The 19,803-nt window shown below is 42.3% G+C and carries 21 protein-coding genes; 5 read left to right on the top strand and 16 right to left on the bottom strand.

The genetic code is table 11. From position 1 onward, the window contains the following. Positions 1-88: 88 nt before the first annotated feature. The 5 genes from J3P37_RS04545 to nagA all read right to left on the bottom strand — a co-directional run bounded on the left by J3P37_RS04545 (position 89) and on the right by nagA (position 5,875). Positions 89-1,405, bottom strand: coding sequence for a sugar MFS transporter (locus tag J3P37_RS04545; protein ID WP_256009819.1), 1,317 nt, complete (start codon positions 1,403-1,405; stop codon positions 89-91). Positions 1,406-1,433: 28 nt separating this feature from the next. Then, positions 1,434-2,468, bottom strand: coding sequence for a Gfo/Idh/MocA family protein (locus J3P37_RS04540; RefSeq protein WP_256009818.1), 1,035 nt, complete (start codon positions 2,466-2,468; stop codon positions 1,434-1,436). Positions 2,469-2,633: 165 nt separating this feature from the next. Beyond that, positions 2,634-3,701, bottom strand: a complete 1,068-nt coding sequence (locus tag J3P37_RS04535; protein ID WP_256009817.1) for a LacI family DNA-binding transcriptional regulator — start codon at positions 3,699-3,701, stop codon at positions 2,634-2,636. 181 nt (positions 3,702-3,882) lie between these two features. Next, positions 3,883-4,647 (bottom strand): glucosamine-6-phosphate deaminase, encoded by a 765-nt coding sequence (locus J3P37_RS04530; protein ID WP_256009816.1) that lies wholly within the window; start codon positions 4,645-4,647, stop codon positions 3,883-3,885. A gap of 1 nt (position 4,648) precedes the next feature. Beyond that, the gene (gene nagA, locus J3P37_RS04525) at positions 4,649-5,875 is read right to left on the bottom strand and encodes an N-acetylglucosamine-6-phosphate deacetylase (protein WP_256009815.1); all 1,227 of its coding nucleotides are present in this window, start codon (positions 5,873-5,875) and stop codon (positions 4,649-4,651) included. 309 nt (positions 5,876-6,184) lie between these two features. On the opposite strand from nagA, the gene efp reads away from it, so the two are divergent. Further along, on the top strand, positions 6,185-6,745 hold the full coding sequence (efp, locus tag J3P37_RS04520; RefSeq protein WP_256009814.1) for an elongation factor P: 561 nt from the start codon (positions 6,185-6,187) through the stop codon (positions 6,743-6,745). A gap of 286 nt (positions 6,746-7,031) precedes the next feature. Here the strand turns inward: efp and J3P37_RS04515 are convergent, their stop codons facing one another. The 5 genes from J3P37_RS04515 to J3P37_RS04495 form a co-directional block, all read right to left on the bottom strand. Continuing rightward, positions 7,032-7,487 (bottom strand): YMGG-like glycine zipper-containing protein, encoded by a 456-nt coding sequence (locus tag J3P37_RS04515; RefSeq protein WP_256009813.1) that lies wholly within the window; start codon positions 7,485-7,487, stop codon positions 7,032-7,034. A gap of 53 nt (positions 7,488-7,540) precedes the next feature. Beyond that, entirely contained in the window at positions 7,541-7,735 is a 195-nt protein-coding gene (locus J3P37_RS04510) for a hypothetical protein (protein WP_256009812.1), read from the bottom strand. Between the two features lie 485 nt (positions 7,736-8,220). After that, positions 8,221-8,724 (bottom strand): SRPBCC family protein, encoded by a 504-nt coding sequence (locus tag J3P37_RS04505; protein ID WP_256009811.1) that lies wholly within the window; start codon positions 8,722-8,724, stop codon positions 8,221-8,223. A 36-nt stretch (positions 8,725-8,760) separates the two neighbouring features. Further along, positions 8,761-9,846, bottom strand: a complete 1,086-nt coding sequence (locus tag J3P37_RS04500; RefSeq protein WP_256009810.1) for a spore photoproduct lyase family protein — start codon at positions 9,844-9,846, stop codon at positions 8,761-8,763. Between the two features lie 261 nt (positions 9,847-10,107). Then, positions 10,108-10,641 (bottom strand): dihydrofolate reductase family protein, encoded by a 534-nt coding sequence (locus J3P37_RS04495; protein ID WP_256009809.1) that lies wholly within the window; start codon positions 10,639-10,641, stop codon positions 10,108-10,110. Between the two features lie 493 nt (positions 10,642-11,134). Here J3P37_RS04495 and J3P37_RS04490 point away from each other — a divergent pair, with 493 nt between their 5' ends. Beyond that, a complete protein-coding gene (locus J3P37_RS04490) occupies positions 11,135-11,452 on the top strand; it encodes an antibiotic biosynthesis monooxygenase family protein (RefSeq protein WP_256009808.1) in 318 nt (105 codons plus the stop codon). Here J3P37_RS04490 and J3P37_RS04485 read toward each other — a convergent pair. Further along, positions 11,441-11,752: a hypothetical protein gene (locus J3P37_RS04485; protein ID WP_256009807.1), complete on the bottom strand. Its 312-nt coding sequence runs from the start codon at positions 11,750-11,752 to the stop codon at positions 11,441-11,443. The two genes, J3P37_RS04490 and J3P37_RS04485, sit on opposite strands and share 12 nt — an antisense overlap. A gap of 153 nt (positions 11,753-11,905) precedes the next feature. Between J3P37_RS04485 and J3P37_RS04480 the strand changes: the two genes are divergently transcribed. From J3P37_RS04480 to J3P37_RS04470, 3 genes are all read left to right on the top strand, one after another. Next, positions 11,906-12,187 (top strand): FISUMP domain-containing protein, encoded by a 282-nt coding sequence (locus J3P37_RS04480; protein ID WP_256009806.1) that lies wholly within the window; start codon positions 11,906-11,908, stop codon positions 12,185-12,187. A gap of 240 nt (positions 12,188-12,427) precedes the next feature. Continuing rightward, positions 12,428-12,802, top strand: coding sequence for a DUF4406 domain-containing protein (locus tag J3P37_RS04475; RefSeq protein WP_256009805.1), 375 nt, complete (start codon positions 12,428-12,430; stop codon positions 12,800-12,802). A 255-nt stretch (positions 12,803-13,057) separates the two neighbouring features. Then, positions 13,058-14,473 (top strand): alanine/glycine:cation symporter family protein, encoded by a 1,416-nt coding sequence (locus J3P37_RS04470; protein ID WP_256009803.1) that lies wholly within the window; start codon positions 13,058-13,060, stop codon positions 14,471-14,473. A 166-nt stretch (positions 14,474-14,639) separates the two neighbouring features. On the opposite strand, the gene J3P37_RS04465 is transcribed toward J3P37_RS04470, so the two are convergent. The 5 genes from J3P37_RS04465 to J3P37_RS04445 form a co-directional block, all read right to left on the bottom strand. Then, positions 14,640-15,251: a succinate dehydrogenase/fumarate reductase transmembrane subunit gene (locus J3P37_RS04465; protein WP_256009802.1), complete on the bottom strand. Its 612-nt coding sequence runs from the start codon at positions 15,249-15,251 to the stop codon at positions 14,640-14,642. A gap of 401 nt (positions 15,252-15,652) precedes the next feature. Beyond that, positions 15,653-16,633 (bottom strand): L-histidine N(alpha)-methyltransferase, encoded by a 981-nt coding sequence (gene egtD / locus J3P37_RS04460; RefSeq protein ID WP_256009801.1) that lies wholly within the window; start codon positions 16,631-16,633, stop codon positions 15,653-15,655. 22 nt (positions 16,634-16,655) lie between these two features. Then, complete coding sequence (egtB, locus tag J3P37_RS04455) at positions 16,656-17,807, bottom strand: ergothioneine biosynthesis protein EgtB (RefSeq protein ID WP_256009800.1); 1,152 nt, start codon at positions 17,805-17,807, stop codon at positions 16,656-16,658. 13 nt (positions 17,808-17,820) lie between these two features. Then, the gene (locus tag J3P37_RS04450) at positions 17,821-18,081 is read right to left on the bottom strand and encodes a UBP-type zinc finger domain-containing protein (protein WP_256009889.1); all 261 of its coding nucleotides are present in this window, start codon (positions 18,079-18,081) and stop codon (positions 17,821-17,823) included. Between the two features lie 43 nt (positions 18,082-18,124). Next, positions 18,125-19,789, bottom strand: a complete 1,665-nt coding sequence (locus J3P37_RS04445) for an NAD(P)/FAD-dependent oxidoreductase (RefSeq protein ID WP_256009799.1) — start codon at positions 19,787-19,789, stop codon at positions 18,125-18,127. Positions 19,790-19,803 lie beyond the last annotated feature (14 nt).

Genomic DNA, 19,803 nt, shown 5'->3' with positions numbered 1-19,803 from the left:
TAACTCTTTCTTAACTGGTTTAAATAGCAATCAAGGCCCCTAAGTAAACATAAACACTAAGGGGCCTTGATTCATTTTACAAGCCAGATCAAAATTTCCACTTTCTTAGTTTATGCCCATGTATAGCATAATATGCTAGGTAAGCATAACATGGGAATAACACCCAGTAGGCTTCCTGCACTCCAATTGAATCTGCAAAATATCCGTAAACTACTGGCATAATAGCATTTCCGCATAGTCCCATGATCATTATGGAGGAACCCAGTTTGGTGAATTTCCCTAGCCCGTCGAGGGCCACCGGCCATATCCCCGCCCATACCAGTGAATTTGCCAGGCCTAATGCAACCACGAACCACAGGGAAGCGTCTACCGTGTGACCAAGAAATGTTATACTTCCTTTAGCAAGAACAATCAGAAGGCTTAACACTGCTCCCAATATTGTACAGGCCCTTAATGCGTTTACCTGACTGATAAATCTCGGGATAGCAAAGACACCTATAGAATAACCAAGAATCGTTAAAGCCAGGGTATAGGACGGGAATACTTTTGCTTCTATCATATTGATCCCCATAGAGCCGGCATAAGCGATTACAGTATCTATCGCCAATATCTGTGTTCCTACATGAAGGAAAATAGCCAGGGCTCCTAATATCAGGTGCGGGAACTGAAAGATACTTGTCTTTCCCGAATTGGCTACTGCTACTGCATCACTCTCACTCTCCGTATCTATTTCAGGTAGTGGGGAAAACTTGATGAACAAACCCAATCCTATAAGTCCAACTGACACCACCGCGTATGGCAACATCACCCTTCTGATAAGTTCATCCAGAACAAGTGCTCTTTCTGCATCTCCCATGAGAGGTATCTGCCTGAACAATTCTGCATCGCTGGCCCTCAGAACTGCTGCTGCGAACAGCAAAGGAGCCAATATACCCGCGAACTTGTTGCAGATCCCCATGATGCTGATCCTTTGCGCGGCACTTTCTTTTGGTCCGAGTACTGTTATATAGGGATTGGATGCCGTCTGTAATATCGCCAATCCTGATCCCAGAGTAAACAAGCCCAGCAGGAATATCTCGTAGGTTCTGAAATATGCTGCTGGGATGAAAAATGCCGCTCCAACAGACATTACAAAAAAGGCTGTCATCATGCCTTTTTTGAAACCAACTGCCTTTAAAAGATAGGAAGATGGTACCGACATCACCAGGTAAGAAATATAAAAGGCAAATGCCACCAGGTATGATTGGAAATTTGTGAGTTCACAGGCAATCTTGAAAAAGGGTATCAGTATTGCATTTATCCAGGATACAAATCCGATAATGAAAAACACAAGGCCTATAAGTAAAATGGAAATGGTTGTATCTCGCTTAGTCAGCTGGTCGGTTGTTATTTTTTTTTCGCTCATTATATATTATCTGGCCTTGTTTCGCTATTTAAATTGCTTTTTTGGCTTTACTTATTACGTCCTGTATACTTACCCAAGCTCCATTTTGAATTTTACTCTTATCTGCTGCTTCCATGAACGCATAGATTTCTATAGTATCCTCCTCGTTAACGGGCGAGATCCCTGTTTTGAAGAATTCCACGATTTCTATCAACAAATTTTTATACCCATTTTTAGGAGATATAATGGGAACTATTTTTTTCTCGCCGAATACCACCCCTCCATATCCTTTTGCTCCGGCCCTGGTACCGCGAAAAGTTCCTATACGATCATCATCCCAAACACCCGTTACTACATCAGTATCTTTAGTATTTATCCTTGATACGGCCCTACAACCTCGTCCCAAAACAGTATAGAGCATCTCTACCCCATGAATCCCATACCAGAAAAAATCAGGATGAGAAGGCTCCAGTAATGCAGGACTATAAGTATCTGCACCAAGCACTTTCCCTATCATTTCTGATGAAATATCATTAATATTCTCAAAGTACCTTAAAGAAGAGGAGGAGAAAACGGGGACTCTATATTTTTTTGCTTCTTCATAAATAATGATTACATCCCGGAGAGATGCAGCTACGGGTTTATCTATAAACATGGGCTTTCCGGCCCTGATAACCTGTTTTGCCTGGTCCAAACGTATAGTTCCGTCATTGGATTCCAGGAGAACAACATCGACCTTTTTTAGCAGCTCCTTGACGGAAGAAACGATCTCTACTCCATACTTCTTTACTTCTGTAATATATCCTGCGATCCGGGAGGCACTGGCTTCAATCTTTTCGCTTCCTTTTGGATATGCTGCTTCTACTCTGAACCCTGCGAATAGAGGATCTGCAGGTTCAGCATTCAGCATTTTTGTGAACGCGGTGCTGTGTGATGTATCCAGGCCTATTATGCCTACCTTCAGCAGATTTTTTTGGAAAGCCGCACTCGCTGTAAAAGGCCTTAATATTCCTGATAAACCTAATCCAATACTGGCAATGGTGCCTGTACGTATAAATTTTCGCCGATCGTATATATCTTTCATTTACTTCAGTTTGTATAATTGTGTACGTTACCGAAATTAGTGATATATTTAAATAGAGACTTATTCCTCTTTTTAAATAATATAATTTGATGCTGATTTGATTTGAGTACTAGTGCAGACCACTTATGGTCTGAAATATAAAGGCACGTTCTTTCACAAAATCAGCTAGTTTTCATAAAACATATAGTTTTCCCTGCTGATAATATCAATCGGCATGAAATTAACCTTATCAGTATTTATGTTGTGTACCATTTTATTATATAAGGCCATAATGCCCCGGTACCCCTGTTCCTGCGGTTTCTGGCAAATCAGGAAGTCAATGATGTCTTTTTTAAGAAAGTCGATATTTTCAGGCAAAAAATCGAAGCCAATAAGTATGAGCCCCCTCAGCTGATGCTGTTCCACGTACCGTGCAACAGAAGAAACCCTTGAATTGGATACAAAAATCGCTTTGATCTCTTTGTTTTTTTCAAAGATCTCATCAAGGTGCCTTTCCACCGAAGCATAATCCGTTTGTCTGATATCTATCTTTACAACCTCTTGTTTCTTATTATGCTCGGTAAAATAGTTTCGAAAACCTTCCTCCTTCCTCAACAAATGGTGATGGGTATTGATCTCTTTCGAAATATTTACCAACAAGACCTTTTCACCTTCCTTTAACAAATAATTTAACAAATGCGCTCCCATATAGCCGCTATGATACAGGTTGGGTCCTATATAGCATAAGCTATCCTGGTTCGGAATATCCGAATTGATGAACACATAGGGCGTATTATACTTTTTACTGGCATTTACAAACTCGATGGATTCGTCTATAAACATAGGAGCCAACAATATGCCATCATATCTTTTATCAAGGATCAGTTTGGTTTGCTTTTCAAAGGTTGCTATGTTATTCTGATCAAAAAAATACTTTTCAATAGAGATCCCATATCTTTTTATTTCCTCCTCTGCCTTTAGTATGCCGTTTAATGGTGCTTGCCAGAAAGCCGTTTCTGCAGAAACTTCAGGAATTAAAACAGCCAGCTTCAGAACTTTCTTAGACGCCAGTCTCCTAGCCAGAATATTGGGTTGATAGTCTAATTCTTTGATGATGCTTTCTATTTTTTCTTTTGTTTTTAAGGATACGCCATTTCTTTTATGCAGCACCCTGTCAACGGTTGCGATGGAAACATTCGCTCTCCTTGCAATCTCTTTTACACCTACCAGCTCTTTTTCATCTATGTTTTTCATGGCAAAAATTTCCTCTAAGTTATTTTTTATAAACCAAAGAAACAACCAGGAAACATCTGGTTCTTATCATAAACATTTCTATTACCTGTTTAACGATGTCCGGACAAGAGGTCATATAAAACTGCGCTTCTACTATTCTCAGGTCGTTATCTATGGCTAAATTCCGGAATATAATAATTGCTTAATTTAAAATAAGAGAAGAGCTGTCTTTATCTGTGTATAAAATTGCATTTTCGTGCTTCCTTAGTATCGTAGACGGAAAATCAGCACTGATATCTTCAGTCAAAGTATGATAAATAGCCTGGGCTTTCTTTTCGGAGGGCACCATACAAAAAGCATATTTTGCCTTGGTCAAAGCCGGAACGGTTAGAGTTAATGCATGAGTTGGCACTTCCGTAATTTTCTGAAAACATCCGTCGTTAACCTGTTGCTGCCTGCAGGCCTCGTCCAGATCTACAATTTTAACCAATTTAGTATCGTTAAAATCTGCCACATGAGGATCGTTAAAGGCGATATGAGTATTTTCACCGATTCCCAGTAAAACAACATCTGCAGGATGCTGATCCAGAAGAGAAGCATATCTCTCAGCTTCCTGCTCGGCATCTTCTGCATTTCCGTTCAGGCAGTTAACACTTTTAAAATTAACTCTGTCAAATACCCTTTCTTTTAGGAAATTAGCGAAGCCCTGTGGTGCTTCGGGATGTAAGCCAACATACTCATCCATATGAAAGGCGTTAATTCGCGACCAGTCGATGTTTGACTGTACCAATGCGTTTAAAAATTCATTTTGGGATGGCGCTGCAGCGAAAATAATGTTCAGCGTGTCTTTTTCCACCAGCAATTGGTTTATCACCCTGGCAGCTTCGGCGGCAGCAACTTCTCCCATTTCTGACCTGGTATTGAAAACTTTAACGGTTAGATGGTCTTTCTTAAATTCTCTAAGCATACTAATTAGTTTTTAAATCGACTATTGAATTTTCTTTTGAATAAATCGTATTGTACTTTATACTGCCATTTACGATAGTCATCGCTATATTAATCTGCTCATCAAAAATGACTACATCGGCATCTTTACCTTTTTCTAAGGAACCTTTTCTATCAGCGATACCCATAATTCTCGCAGGGGTCAGGGAAATCATCTTTATGACATCCAACAAGGGTATTTCCGCCTCGTTCAACATCGTTCTCACTAACCTGTCTGCAGTTGCCACGCTCCCTGCAAAGGCAGATAAATCTGGTAATTTAGCTACCCCACCCTCAACAATCACTTTGAGTCCGGTATCGATATTACCCAACACACTTTCGCCTTCCGGCATTCCGGCAGCTCTCATGGCATCTGTTATCAGTGCAATCCTGTCCGGGCCTTTTATTTTATAAACCAATTTCAATAAAGGCGCTGGTAAGTGTACACCATCAGCAATTACTTCAACATCCATATCATCGATAAGATAACCTGCTTCAACAACACCCGCATACCGGTGGGCATTCCTGCGGGTCACACCTGACATTGCGGAATAGAAGTGCGTAGCGAGCGTATATCCATTGTTAAAACCTTCGAGGGCCTCTTCATAGATGGCATCGGTATGTGCCAATGCTAAAACTTTGCCTTTAGCCTTTACATAACGTCCAAATTCAATAGCTCCAGGCAGCTCAGGAGCTGCGCTCCACCTTACTATATCATCAGAATAGTCGAGGATCTTCTGATATTCTTCAGGATCAGGGTTGCGTATGTACCGTGGGTCCTGAGCTCCCCGCTGTTTTACAGCAAAGTACGGACCCTCCAAATGCACTCCTATAAACTGGGCTCCTTTCGTATTGAGCTTGTTGGCTGTTTTATATAGATCAAGTGTAACGAACAGATCTTCGACCTCGCTGGTTAATGTTGTAGGATTTAAAGCGGTCGTACCATACCTCACATGAGTTTCAGCTATTTGTAAGAATGCTTCCAATGTTCCGTCCATAAAGTCGTGCCCACCGCCCCCGTGAACATGGATATCAATAAATCCAGGGGATACAAATCTTCCCCCTGCATTTATCAGCTGCGTATCCTCTGATACTTCAAAATCTCCTTCACCAACATCGAATATGCTTTTATCCTGTATTAAAAGATAGCCTTTATCTATAATTCCATGAGGCGTAATAATCTTTCCGTTATATATTATTTTCTTTTCCACGAAGCATTTATGTTAATATCCGATGAGCCCACTGAGCAATCATGATGATTTACGTTTACGTACACGAAAGTATAAACTTTTTATGATTCCAATATATTTTATTAAAAAATAAAGAGATAACAGTTGATTCCGATTACCAAACTTCTTGTGCAAAATAGTTTCAGCAATTGCTGAACCTGTTATACTAAGAAGATTGCAGATACCATACAGGACGAGGATAGCAGAAACTGAAATTACTGTCACTTTATTTCAAAACAGATTCTGGCCTAAAGAAAAAGCCCATATCTTTAGTCCCTGATAAAACAAATTATGGCAAAGGCATCTGAAGTTAAAACAGGAAATATTCTACGATACAACGGTGAACTGGTAACCGTTGAAGAACATGTACATCGTACACCAGGCAAAGGTGGCGCTTTCTACTTAGGCAAATTTCGCAATATTAAAACAGGAAAAATTGTGGAAGCTCGTCTAGGAACAGACGAGCAAGTGGAGATTTGTCGGGTGGAAACAAATGATTACCAATATTTATATGAAGAAGGTGATTATTTCGTGGTAATGGACAATGTAACTTTTGAGCAGTTCAACATCCCTAAAGCCTTATTCGGACCCTCTGCAAAGTTTATTAAAGAAGGAATGAACGTGATCGTTTCTTTCGAGAGTGAAGAACCAATTATGGCACAAGCACCAAACTTCGTTGAATTAGAAATCACCTACGCTGAACCTGCAGTGAAAGGAGACACTTCTTCAGGTGCTCAAAAATATGCTACCACCGAAAACGGAATCGAAATAAAGGTTCCATTGTTTGTGAATGTGGGTGATAAGATTAAAGTGGACACCCGTACAGGAGAATACGTAGAACGCGTGAAATAATGTTTAGATTTAAACTTAACGGCCTAATATAAATTAAGCCGTTAGTTTAGATGCTTACTGGAAGTAAAAACAATATTCCGATCTTTTCAGAACCATCAATACTGAGTTATCCCTTCTCTCTTTACAATCTCAAGTTTAACGGTTGAACCAGACCGGCCATAATAACCGTTCATAAAACCGTTTATTACTTCATTGATATCACAGTCAGGATTCCACAATAAAACGAGAGATCAGGTAGGGGGCCGCCTGTTTAAGGCGCCCCCCATTCATAAATTAACCCAGGGCCCTACTGAACCCGCCCGTCCTTTTTATCCTGAGATCTTCCGATGACATAGCCAGCGCCTGCACCGGCAAGGCCCCCTATAACCGCTCCCCGACCATCCTTTTTATCGACGATCACACCTGTTAAAGCACCTGCTCCGGCGCCTATTACAGCTCCCTTTGCAGCTTTGCTCCATCCTTTTCTGGCAGGTTCGCTGCTGGTGTACGACTCGGAAATACCATTGACATAAGTTTTCTGAGAAGACGAATTGCCAGAGGTATTTTTTGAAGATGCCAGTTCTGCTTTTTCTTTAGCCAGCTCAACTTGCCTGACTTCAGCAACCCGAAAACTATCCAGCTTAATGCTGTCTCTGATTTGCTTAAGCGCAACTTCCCTTGCTTGAGCTTCCGTTTTTGAACCATTGTTACATCCGGCAAATAGTGCGGCAATTGCGAAAATATACTGTATACTTTTTTTCATCTGATTAATTTGTTTTTTAATGAACTTTTATTTGGTCTTAAGCCGAAAAAACATTATGGTTTAGCCGGGATAATATCTATTATTACCGTTCTGTTATAGAAGCGTTCTTCGGGCAAGTTGTTCTCAAAAGGAGCGTTGGCAATATCTTCTCCGTAGCCAAGCATTTCAAACTTAACGTTGTTTCTTCCCGCCTTTAATAACGCTTCTTCAATTATTTTTTGAGTTTTTGATGCCCTGTCTTGCGACAATTGAGTATTATAATCCGGCAGTACTCGCTTAATGTCTTTTTGCGAAGATTCCCGGATAACGGATCGATATGATTTTTGGAGTCAGGAGTTTTTGTTAAACTCCTCAAACGTTGAGTATTCCAGTTTTTACAACTTAGACTTCACTGTCATCATTCAGCAAAGATTTTTAGGGGGTATGTATATGCCCTGTATCTGCAAGGCATGTGCCACAAAAGCAAACATCAGTACTAATTATAAATAATAGCCGTTTAAAGATGTATTGGCACTCATAAATAGTTCTACAGTTTTTTCAGACTGGGTAAGAATCTTAGCAATACGGCATGAAATTAGTTATATCCGGAATAAAAGCCCTGAATTCAGGTCGCTTTGTGTAAGATAAAATTACCAAACACATTTCATTGAAGCAACGTGCTTAGCTGGCTGTTCATGAATTATGCAACAAAATGCAAAAAAGCCAAACACAGAATGTCTGGCTTTTTTGATGCTTACTCCGACGAGCCGTAACCTACTATCGGAATATGGTCATTAATTGTTCCAGCCGGCCTTGAGTTGTTGCCGCCATCGAGGAAACTGGCCAGGTTAGACAGGCCATGTTCCCATCCCTGTTGGTGTGGCTCAACCTGTTCCTGATGCTCAAAATTCTCCTGCACCACTTCGAGCCGGCATCCGGCCTCTGTTGAAATGAAATGTACCGAAAGCTTGTAATCATCTTCACCATGAGGCAAATGCCACTTCCAGCTATAAACAAGAAGTTCATTTGGCTTCACTTCAGAATATTCGCCAGTGATACTGAAGCTTTCTTGCTCGCCTGCAGTAAAGCGATACTCTATTTCGCCTCCCTCCTTTAAATCATTTTTCACCTCAGTCAGCTTTGCATTCATTGGGTGCCACCACTGCTTAAGCTGTTCCGGCTCTGTCCATGCGGAAAATACTTTTTCTGCCGGATGGTTAAATTCCTTAACCGCCTTTAATTCATTTTTCGTTTCCATAGATAATTCAAAGTTGATAGATATAATATTAAAAAATCAGGTCCAGTAAAGAATCTTTGCAGAAGGGAATCGTGCGCTGATTTCGCGGTAAAAAAAGGTTTTCAGCTCGTTCATCATCAGCTTTGGATAAACATATTTTATCCCTCCAAATTTATTGCGTTTAACAATACGCACTTGCTCGTCCATTTCCAGGGTGGTGCCCGGATACCATTTAAGCAGAATATCTTTCGAACCAGGCGTGAAGCGGTGTGTGATTAACTCAAAGGTAAGATCACACGGAAAGTCCAGCTCATTAGATAGTTCGTCTAACAATCGGCCATACTCCTGCTCCCAGTTAGGAATTGGCATAATAGGTGCCAATACTACTCCAACTGGATATCCCCCACCCCCTACTGACTTCGGCAATGCTAAGCTCCTTAATGCTCTGATCCTCGCCGACACTGCGGGCGTACCACTCTCAAGCTTACGTCCTATGGAATGAGCATTAAGACTAATTCTGCAACGGGTATTGTTATGATGCTCGAGGTCCAAAAGTGGTGCAACAGCATCGAACTTCGTGACAAAACGAAGCTGTGTATTTTGAAGCCTGCTGAAGAAATTGATAGTTTCCTGCAAACCACCGGTTAGATGTTCAAGACTAAGAGGATCTGTATAACAACTGGCTTCGAATGTTACGAACTGCGAGCGGCTTGTGTATTTTACGAGATTTTCGAGAATGGCTGGCAGGTTAGCAAACACACGAATTGCTGGGGGCCCTGTCAAACTTCCGGCTAAATAGCAATACTGGCAATGTGCCGGGCAACCTTCGGCAAGGTGAAACTGCCAGTCGGCGCTAGGAGGAATAGGACGCAAAGAAAACGCACTAGGTGGCGCTTTTACAATGGCGAGTGTGGATTTTGCATTCTGGTAGGTCTCTTTTTCAGAAGCTCCTTTTAGTCCTGTAACTCTCCTGGACACTTCGTACTTCAACCCATAAAGTTTTACCCGCTCCAAAATCTTTTGTGCATACGGTTCTTCGAAAGCGTCAGCCGTAAACACCACCAGCCTGGGCAGCCATAGCTTAAACGCTTTATTTCCAGGCCCCAACCCCAACTCTCCCGAAAGTACGTCTGTCTGTTGCATACCTTTTGGCCTGCAAACAATATTCCATGGTAAACTATTTCGTCTAAAGCTTCTGCCGGGGCTGAAATGAACTTAGCTGGGAAAACAGGGCTCTCTTTACTGTAGCTTTTTAACGATTGTAATACACAAAGTGTACTGATTTTTATTTTTTTATGGTTCTAGTGACTATGAAATCTTTATTGAAAATACAGTATCAAAACATAAGACAAGCTCTTTTCCATAATTACACCCATTACTGCAAAGGCACACGGCAGTTCATTGTTAGCTGTGACGTTTGTAATGTAGCTGCACTAAACCTGTATCAAATGTTTTTGCACTCATAAATTCCAGTGTTTGTTCGGGTCTTCCGTCTTGAAACAATTTTGTTCCATTACCTAACAATATAGGGACCACTGAAATAATCATTTCATCAACCAAGTCGGTTTTTAAAAACTCGTTTATTATTTCTGCCCCTCCATCGCAATAAATATTTTTTCCTTCTTCACTTCTCAATTTTTCAATCAAATCCGGTAAATTTCCGGTATAAAACTTTATTCTACCAACATCCGGTCTTTCGGTCCTTGTTATCACATAGATATCCCGTTCACCGTTGTCATAATGAGATACACCGATTTCTTTCACCACATAATCGTATGTTTTTCTGCCAATAATACAGGTATCAATCCTTGAAGTAAATTCGGCATAACCATAATCTTCACCTTCTTTTTCTACCAGTTTCAAAAAACTTAGGTCATCATTGGGCTTTGCAATATAACCGTCCAAACTTGTCGCAATGAAAAGTGATAATCTTCGCATATGTCTTTTATATTTAATCAAAAGTAATATATATTTCGTTGGCAACATGCGCTCTTAAACGTTAGTAGCAATCTATATTAGAAGCATGGAAACTCGCAATGTGTATCTTATCAGTGGTCTGGCGCTGACAAACGACTTTTCGGAAAATTAGAAATCCCCCCTAATTTGGCATTTTGACGAAGAAATTGGGCAACTGCTAGCAATGGCAGCCGGCACGTTGTTAGTCAATATCGATCTTGCTTCATTAGTAATTCCATAACCAGTTTAAAATTTGCTTACTTCTGTGTAGTTTTAAGGATCGGTAAAAAAAGTCATTGGTTGGTTGAATATAAAGGAATTTCGATTGCGTTATTTTCAAGTAATGAAACAATTGGTGAGTTGGAAAGCGCTTCGAAACCTTAAAAATCTTTAAATTAAAATCCTAGTACTAAAATCGGAGTTGAACATTAGGCAATAAATCGACAGAAATGTTAAAAATAATATAACCTGAATTATGATAGCAAACACACCTGACCCTCCTTACTATGCTGTGATATTTAGTTCTATCAGAACAGAGGTAAATGAGGGTTATTCTGAAATGGCTGATTTAATGATAGAATTAGCCCATAAGCAAGAAGGGTTTATCGGTATTGAAAGTGCAAGAAATGAAATTGGGATTACTGTGTCTTACTGGAAAGATATTGACTCCATTAGAAAATGGAAACAGAATTCTGACCACTTGGTTGCGCAAAATAAAGGAAGAACAGAGTGGTATAAACACTATAAAACGAGAATATCCAAAGTCGAAAGGGATTATGGTTTAGGTAAATAAGATCAGCCTTTCAATTCCAAACACTACCCCTCCCACGTTTTGCGGGTAAGGGCGGGCGTATAAATTAGTAATAAGGCCGTCATAAGAATGTGCCACTAAAATATACGGTGGTTCAAGGCTTAACGCGTGGAGCATATTTTGCAACATTTCTATAGATTTCAATCCGGCATGATAACGAAGGGTTTGAATTTGAGCTGCTCGTATTAGGGATGTCGGTTTCATTATTATGGAGTGGTTCTGGCAGCTATAATCGATAGATGGATTTTTCAATTCAAAGGCAATTTCATTTCGCAAACCCATCCTCCCATCTATGAAGTAGTCTGACTGTAGCAAATGGAACAGATTATTCGTCTATACCTATAAACACTTATGAAACGCATAGCCACAACTTTAGTATTCATCTTAATTAACTAACTAGTTAGCTGTAAAAAAGACAACAAAGAACCCGACACAGTGCAGCCAATTGAAACGGGCAAGGTTGTGATTTCAGGACTTGAGTACCCAACAGTAAAAATCGGCAATTTGATCTGGACAAGTGCCAATTATAAAGGAGATAACGGAATTTTCTACGACCAGGCCAATAGCAAGCCAGAATACGGTAAGTACTATTCATTTTCCGAGATGCAGCAGGTATCCATACCCCAGGGATGGAGAATTCCGACAGAGGCTGATTTCAGGCAATTAGCCGAATCTGTAGGTGTGGTATTTGACAAAAGAGTTTCTGCATTATGGTAAGCGGAAACCTTACGGCCCACAGGATAGTATTTTTTGCCAGCACCAACCAACCCTTAGATCGCTTTAAACTCAGGTTTGTGAAGAGTGCAAACTAGCTGTCATTGCACCCTATAATATTACGCATGAAATAGATAAAGCCGTTACACATATTTAAAGATAGCCGAATAACGGATCCAAATAGACCGTCAGGGGCTTTCAGACAAGCTTAAGCCGAATCAGTTTTAAAAGAAAACTATGCATATGATAACAAAAAAATCACAAATGATTTTAGTGGCCGGCCCATATAGGTCTGGCACAAATGACGACCCGGTACTCATTGCTTCAAACGTGAAGCATATGACAGATACCGCTTTAGAACTTTATCGCAGGGGCCACTTACCCGTTCTAGGAGAATGGTATGCCCTGCCTTTAATTGAAGCAGCCGGATCAAAAAGAACAGGAGACTCTATCTTCAATGAAATCTTCCATCCTGTTGCGATCCGCCTGATTGACCATTGCACTGCGGTACTGCGCATTGGTGGCCCTTCTGCCGGAGCTGATGAGATGGTAGAAAAAGGGAAAGCCGCCGGTAAGATCATTTACTATAGCGTAGACGAAATAAGTACTTTAGGATGAAATAAAAATTAATTAAAACCGCCATAAAGGCGAAGCCATTTTGTTTGATGAACAGGATATTGACTGGCAATGTTTGCAAACCATTTAAATTTAACCATGACTAACCTACCATAAGCTAAGATTTCGGTGATACCTCTAAACTCATCTAAAAACGCAGGTAAAACCGGATATTTTTGTTCAAATCAGCGAAAACATCACTAATTAAGCTAAAATCAACTACATTTAGAGCAAGATTATAATCAAAAACAGCAATAAATGGAGAAAGTTATCGCGTCGATTAACGAATTGGTTTGGAGCAACGCACTGATTGTGCTTTGCATGGGTGCAGGAGTTTATTTTTCAATAGTCACCCGTTTCTTGCAGGTGGGTTATTTAAAGGATATGATTAAACTGCTTTTTCGCACGAAAGCTTCCGATCGCGGAGTAAGTTCGTTCCAGGCTTTCTCCATTGCAATTTCCGGACGTGTGGGTACGGGTAACATTGCAGGCGTTGCAACGGCCATTGCCATGGGGGGCCCCGGTGCCGTGTTCTGGATGTGGGCAATTGCGTTTTTAGGAAGTGCCTCGGCTTTTATTGAAGCAACCCTAGGACAAATATACAAGCAGGTTAACAACGGGCAATACCGTGGCGGACCAGCATTTTATATCGAAAAAGGCCTTGGAATTAAGTGGTATGCCGTAGTCTTCGCCGTAGCTACCGTGCTAAGCACCGCCCTTTTTCTGCCTGGCGTACAAAGCAATAGCATCGCTCTAAGCATGCAGAATGCTTTCAATTTACCTGTATCAGTAACCGGGGTCGGTTTGGTTATTCTCCTTGGTCTGATCATCTTCGGAGGCGTAAAACGTATTGGCAAGGTAGCTGAATTGGTTGTACCCTTCATGGCCGGTGCCTATATCCTGATGGCTGTGGTGATCATGGCTTTAAATATCCGGGAAATTCCAGCTGTTTTGAGCCTGATTTTCCGTTCCGCCTTCGATCTGGAACCTGCTTTTGCCGGTATATTTGGGATGGCCGTATCTTGGGGAATCAAGCGGGGTATCTACTCGAATGAGGCGGGTCAAGGCACCGCACCACATGCCGCAGCTGCCGCCGAAGTAGATCATCCGGTGAAACAGGGATTGGTTCAGGCCTTTTCCGTATATATCGACACCCTTTTTGTATGCAGTGCTACCGCCTTTATGATCTTATTTACGGGCCAGTACAATGTATTAAACCCTGAAGGGGGCTTTCTCGTTCACAACCTGCCAGAGGCAAAGATTGGAGCCGAATATACTCAGTATGCTATAGCCCACCATTTCCCAGCTTTGGGAAGCGGATTTGTAGCGATAGCCCTTTTGTTCTTTGCTTTCACTACCATCATGGCCTATTACTACATTGCAGAAACAAACCTCAGCTATCTCGACAAGAGCGAGAACAAGTGGGCCGTTACTGCACTGAGGATACTTATCCTGGTCGCTACATATTATGGTTCGGTAAAAACTGCCGAGGCCGCCTGGGCTGTAGGGGATATGGGAGTAGGAATAATGGCTTGGCTTAATATTGTGGCTATCCTTATTTTACAAAAACCTGCTCTGCTTGCACTGAAAGATTATCAAAGGCAGCGCAGAGAAGGAAAAAATCCTGTTTTTAACGCTAAAGAACTGGGAATTAAGAACACCGATATGTGGTAACGTTGTTATCTCTCTCAGAAACGCATCAAATTTCACCGAAGGCCAAAACGGGCAAAGGATTTCAAGAAAGTCAGGTTTGAGGAGCGAAAGTTGGCGAATAACTTATAAAACACGTTATCCAACATTTGAACTTAGCACTGGTTTATATATTGGTGTGCGTTCATATTTATTTTCCAATCACGACATCAAATTTTTCGGGTATCTCGACTCCTGTAAATCCATTTGTCAATCCATAGAAAATAATCACAGTCACTACAATTCCTTTTACTAAAATTATTTTTGATTGTTGTTCTGTGGTTAGCCCAAATAACCTTCTCTTCATTTTGTGATAATGAAGAGAAGCAATGTGTCCGTAAAATGAAATAACAGCCAGTCCATAATAAGGAACAAAGAATAATTTTAAAGGCCAAGTATTTAAACCAGCTACTCCAAAGTAAAAATTTGTATCAAGATTTAAAATATATCTACCAAACAATACAGCACTTACGTGTATAACTAAGAAAAGTGCTAAATATAAACCCGTCCATATCTGCAATTTTTCATAAAAATTAACTACAGACTTGCGTTTTGAAAAAAACAACTTTATTCCTGATACAATTTGAAAAAATATTGCAGTTAAAAGTATGGTTTCTATTAAGAAATTTCTATAAACAAGCCTTAATTTGTGCATTAACTCAATGTGATCTTCTGTTCCAAAAACACTTACAGAATGATTGAGTAGATGGAATCCTACAAATATTGAAATTGTTAATCCCGAAAAGAAATGAACTCGTTTCATCTTTTTTTACAAAGGTCTGATAAGTAATTTAGTTTCATTTATATGATATATATACACCCACTTGCATATATATATCATATACGTCAGGCAATTTACTACTTAATTTCATAGGTTTAAACTATCTAAAGGGGTTATAATGCACCCAGAATGTCGGTCCAGGGAAAATTTCGGTATTGTTTACGCTGCCTCCTAATAACGGTACATCGGTGGTGATTTCTCCCATAGTCTTAGCTTTGTAAGAGCGGATTCAGTTATCTTTTCGAATGAGTAAGACATTACTTCCGGCCACCCATCGCATCGTCCAACTGGTTAGACAAGTGTCGCAGAGCGGGGTATCTAAGTTATTTGATTGGCAGGTTATCACCAATCTGTATTAGGGCCGTATTTCCCACACCACATCGTTAATTAGCCAGCCACAATGAGTCCGCAAACCATTGCTTGCTGTCTGTGAACTGCTTCAACACCTGAAATCCATGTCGGGTAGCCAAGTCAGAGATATCCGATGGAGCAAATTTTTGTGAAATCTCCATGAGAATGGCTTCATCCTGCTCGAAGCGGATAACACTTTCGCCGATGATCACGCTTTGGTTCTTACGGCTGACCAGGTAGCTTTTACACGTATAAGTTATAGGGTTATAAGTCGGAAAATGGGAAAAGTTATTCAGGTCAAAGTTACCGTCAAGCTCCCTATTAATGCGTTCCAGTAAATTAAGGTTAAAGCGCCTGGTAATTCCTGCGCCGTCGTTGTACGCCGCTAAGATTGTCTCCGGATCTTTCTTCAGGTCCATTCCCATAAGCACCATATCTCCCGGCCGTATGTTCGAGCGAAGCTTCCCACAAAATTCGCTAATTTGTGTCGCGGGCATATTGCCGATGTTCCCGCCGAGAAAAAGGATAATCTTCCTGCGTTCGGGCGAAGTGTCCATAGCTTCTCTCAGCTTCTCAAAATAATCTCCCTGGTACCCCTTTACGTTGAGACCAGGGATGTTTTTTGGGAAAACATGGTTCAGATAGTTGATGGTGCTCGTGGAAATATCGACGGGCTGATACAGGAAGTGGACTCCCTTAGAACTAAGGTGTTCCAATAGATATTTAGTTTTAGAAGCGTCGCCCGCGCCAAGTTCGATGATATCGAAGTCACTTCCGTCTCGCCGGAAGGCCTCACAAATCTGGCCTGCTTGCCCGGAAAGGATTTCCGTCTCGCACCTTGTAGGGTAGTACTCTGGGCAGGCCATAATCTCTTGGAATAACCCGTCACCTACGGCGTCATAAAAATATTTTGAATCCAGCGTCTTTGGACTGGACGAAAGTCCCTTTAACACATCCCGGTAGAATGTAGCGGAAACTGAAGCTGCTTCTTTCTGTGTTGTTGTATCGATCATATATCTGTTCGCTAGAGCTTTACTATTTGGCCAGCCTTATGCCGGTGAATTGCCACCGGGCGTTATGCGGAAAAAAGTTTCGGTAGGTACACCGGCTGTGTCCTTCGGGCGTTGCGACGGACGCTCCGCGTAATACCTGTTGACCGACCATAAATTTACCGTTGTACTCTCCGATTGCGCCGGGCGAGCGTTGATATCTGGGATAAGGAAGATAGGCGCTCGCCGTCCATTCCCATCTTTCACCCCAATCGAATCGGGAGGACGCTGCTTCCCATTCAAACTCGGAAGGCAGCCTCATTTGTTTCCAGGCTGCGAAAGCCGCCGCCTCATAATAGCTGATATGCGATACCGGCTTACCCGGATCGACAAAAACCAGTCCTCCGAGAGTATAGTTGTGGTACTGTCCGTCTATTTGGTGCCAATACATAGGGGCCGAGATCTTTTCGGTGTTCACCCACTCCCATCCCGCCGAGTGCCAATGGCGGAAATCTTGATAACCGCCGTCTTGTATAAATTCCATGTATTCTTCGTTAGTTACCAATGAACAGCTTATCTCAAAGGATTCGAGGTAGACCTTATGGTTACCTAATTCATTGTCAAAACAGAATCCCAAACCGCTATGACCGATTTTATAAACTCCCTCATCCTGCTTTATCATTGAAGGATTTTGCGACGGCTTCTCGCGGCTTTCCGACTGTTCTGATGAATAAGGGGGCATCAGCGGATTATTACCCAAAATATACTTAATGTCGGTCAGCAACAGTTCCTGATGTTGTTGTTCATGATTGATGCCGAGTACTATAATTTCAGAAATTCCGGGGTCATGAGCTTTTAGAAGAAAACTTTCCATGGCTCGGTCCACATGCCGCCGGTACTCGTAAATCTCAATTACCGTGGGTCTGCTCAAGTTCCCCCTGTCGGTGCGCACCACGCGGCGGCCTACGGTTTCATAATAACTGTTAAATACAAAGTTGTACGATGGGTTGAAGACGGTGTACCCCTTCATGTGCGGGATCAACAGAAAGGTTTCAAAAAACCAGGTACTGTGTCCCAAGTGCCATTTGGGCGGACTGACGTCAACCATGGGCTGTACCACGTAATCTTCGATTTTCAGCGGCTCGCAAAGCGCCTCAGTGCGGGCACGCATCCTGCTGTAATCTTCCAGATACTTCATACTGATCTTTTCACTAGTATTGAGCTCCGATTTCGTGTTTAAAGCACCACAGCCATCGCTCGCCTTGCTCAGCGGAGGCCGCGACCTGATGTCCTTCAATCGCAGAATGCTTCCTCATGTGTTGATTCGGCGAGGAGTCGCAGCAAAGGGCTTCACCGCAGGTTTGGCAGGTGCGCAAATGAAGCCATTGTCCGCCGGTCCTGATACATTCAGCGCATTCGTGGCTTTGAGGCTGTTTTACGGTCTTAACCGCGAGTAAATGATCGCATAACATCTTTTGATCTAGCATTTGTCTTTTTTATGGTGATTTTGTATACTTAATTTTCAGCAAGGTACCGGTGAACGAAAGAGATAGCCATCGAGCCTTCTCCTACTGCAGAAGCGATTCTGTTCATGGCGCCTGAACGCACGTCGCCGGCCGCAAAAATTCCGGGCACGCAGGTTTCAAGCAAAAACGGATCTCGCTTAAGTTTCCATTTGCTCCTGAAAAGTCTTTCATCGCCCGTTAAATCGCCACCCGTTCTCACGAAGCCGTTCATGTCACGTATTAGCATGCCATCCAGCCAGTCTGTATAAGGCTTCGCGCCGATGAATATGTACAGCGCCGCCGCTTCACCTGTTGTTATTTCGCCGGTAACGACGTTTTCTAAAACCAGCGATTCAAGCTTCTTGGTTCCCGTCGCTTCCTTTATTTCAGTTTGAGTGAGGACATGAATATTCGGCAGGTCCTCTATCTGACGGATCAGGTAATTTGACATCGTATCTGTGAGGCTTTCTTTACGTATCAAGATGTGAACCCTGTCAGCGAATTTGGAAAGGTACACGGCTGATTGTCCCGCTGAATTCCCTCCGCCCACGATATATACGTTTTTGTCGCGACAGGCTGCCGCCTCGGTGATGGCCGCGCCATAATAAATACCGGCACCCGTAAGCCCTGGAATTCCCTTGGTCTCGAGCTTTCGATAATCCACACCGGTAGCGATGATCACCGCTCTGCAATTAATCTGCTCATTGTTTGCCATGCAGAGGATCTTATAGCTGCCTTTCTCAGTTATAGAAATAACCTCTTTCGGCGAAAGAAATTCGGCTCCCAGGCGCCTGGCCTGACTGATAGCTCTGCGGGCCAGGTCGGCGCCGGTAAGTCCTGAAGGGAAGCCAAGATAGTTTTCAATTCTCGAACTGGTTCCCGCCTGTCCGCCCGGGGCTTTTCGTTCAATAACTAAGGTGTTAAGCCCTTCTGAAGCCCCGTAAACAGCCGCCGCTAATCCGGCGGGGCCCGCGCCGATAATTACCACGTCATACACCTCGGAGGTGATATTTGGAGTGGCGCCAATTTTTTCGGCGAGCGTATTAATATCAGGCTGCTTCAGGATCTCTCCGTCTTCGAGCACGACCAGGGGCAACTGTCCCTCAGTAAGGCCGTTCAGATCCAGCAGCTTGCGTCCGTCCGGGTTCTGTTCAATGTCGATCCATTGATAGGGAACCAGGTTTCCCGCCAGATAATCTTTGATATCGTGCGACAGCGGGGAGTACTGATAGCCGACAAGTCGTAAGCCTTTAAAATCAGGTTCATATCCAACCTGCCAGTCTTCAAGTAAGTCGTCGACTACTGGATAAAGCTTTTCAGCAGCCGGATCCCAGGGCTTCATCAGGTAATAATCCAGCTGTACTTTATTAATCGCGTTTATCGCTGCCTCGGTGTCTGAGTACGCGGTAAGCAGAACCCGCTTCGTTTCAGGAAATACCTTCATTGCCTGCTCCAGGAAATCAACGCCCTCCATTTCCGGCATCCGCTGATCGCAAATAAACATCGCTATCGACCTCGACTGGTTCTTTAATTCGGTTAGGGTTTCCAGTGCCTCAGCCGCTGAGGTGGTACTTATTATTTTATATCCGCGCCCGTATCTCGATTTCAAATCCCGGGCGATCGCATTCGATACCTGTTGGTCGTCGTCAATCGAAAAGATTATCGGTTTTTCCATGTGTTGTATATTAT

This window comes from Desertivirga xinjiangensis, from assembly GCF_024436435.1.
Taxonomy (GTDB): Bacteria; Bacteroidota; Bacteroidia; order Sphingobacteriales; family Sphingobacteriaceae; genus Desertivirga; species Desertivirga xinjiangensis.
Note: the sequence above shows the minus strand (reverse complement) of the source record. Positions and strands in the feature narration are given on the sequence as shown.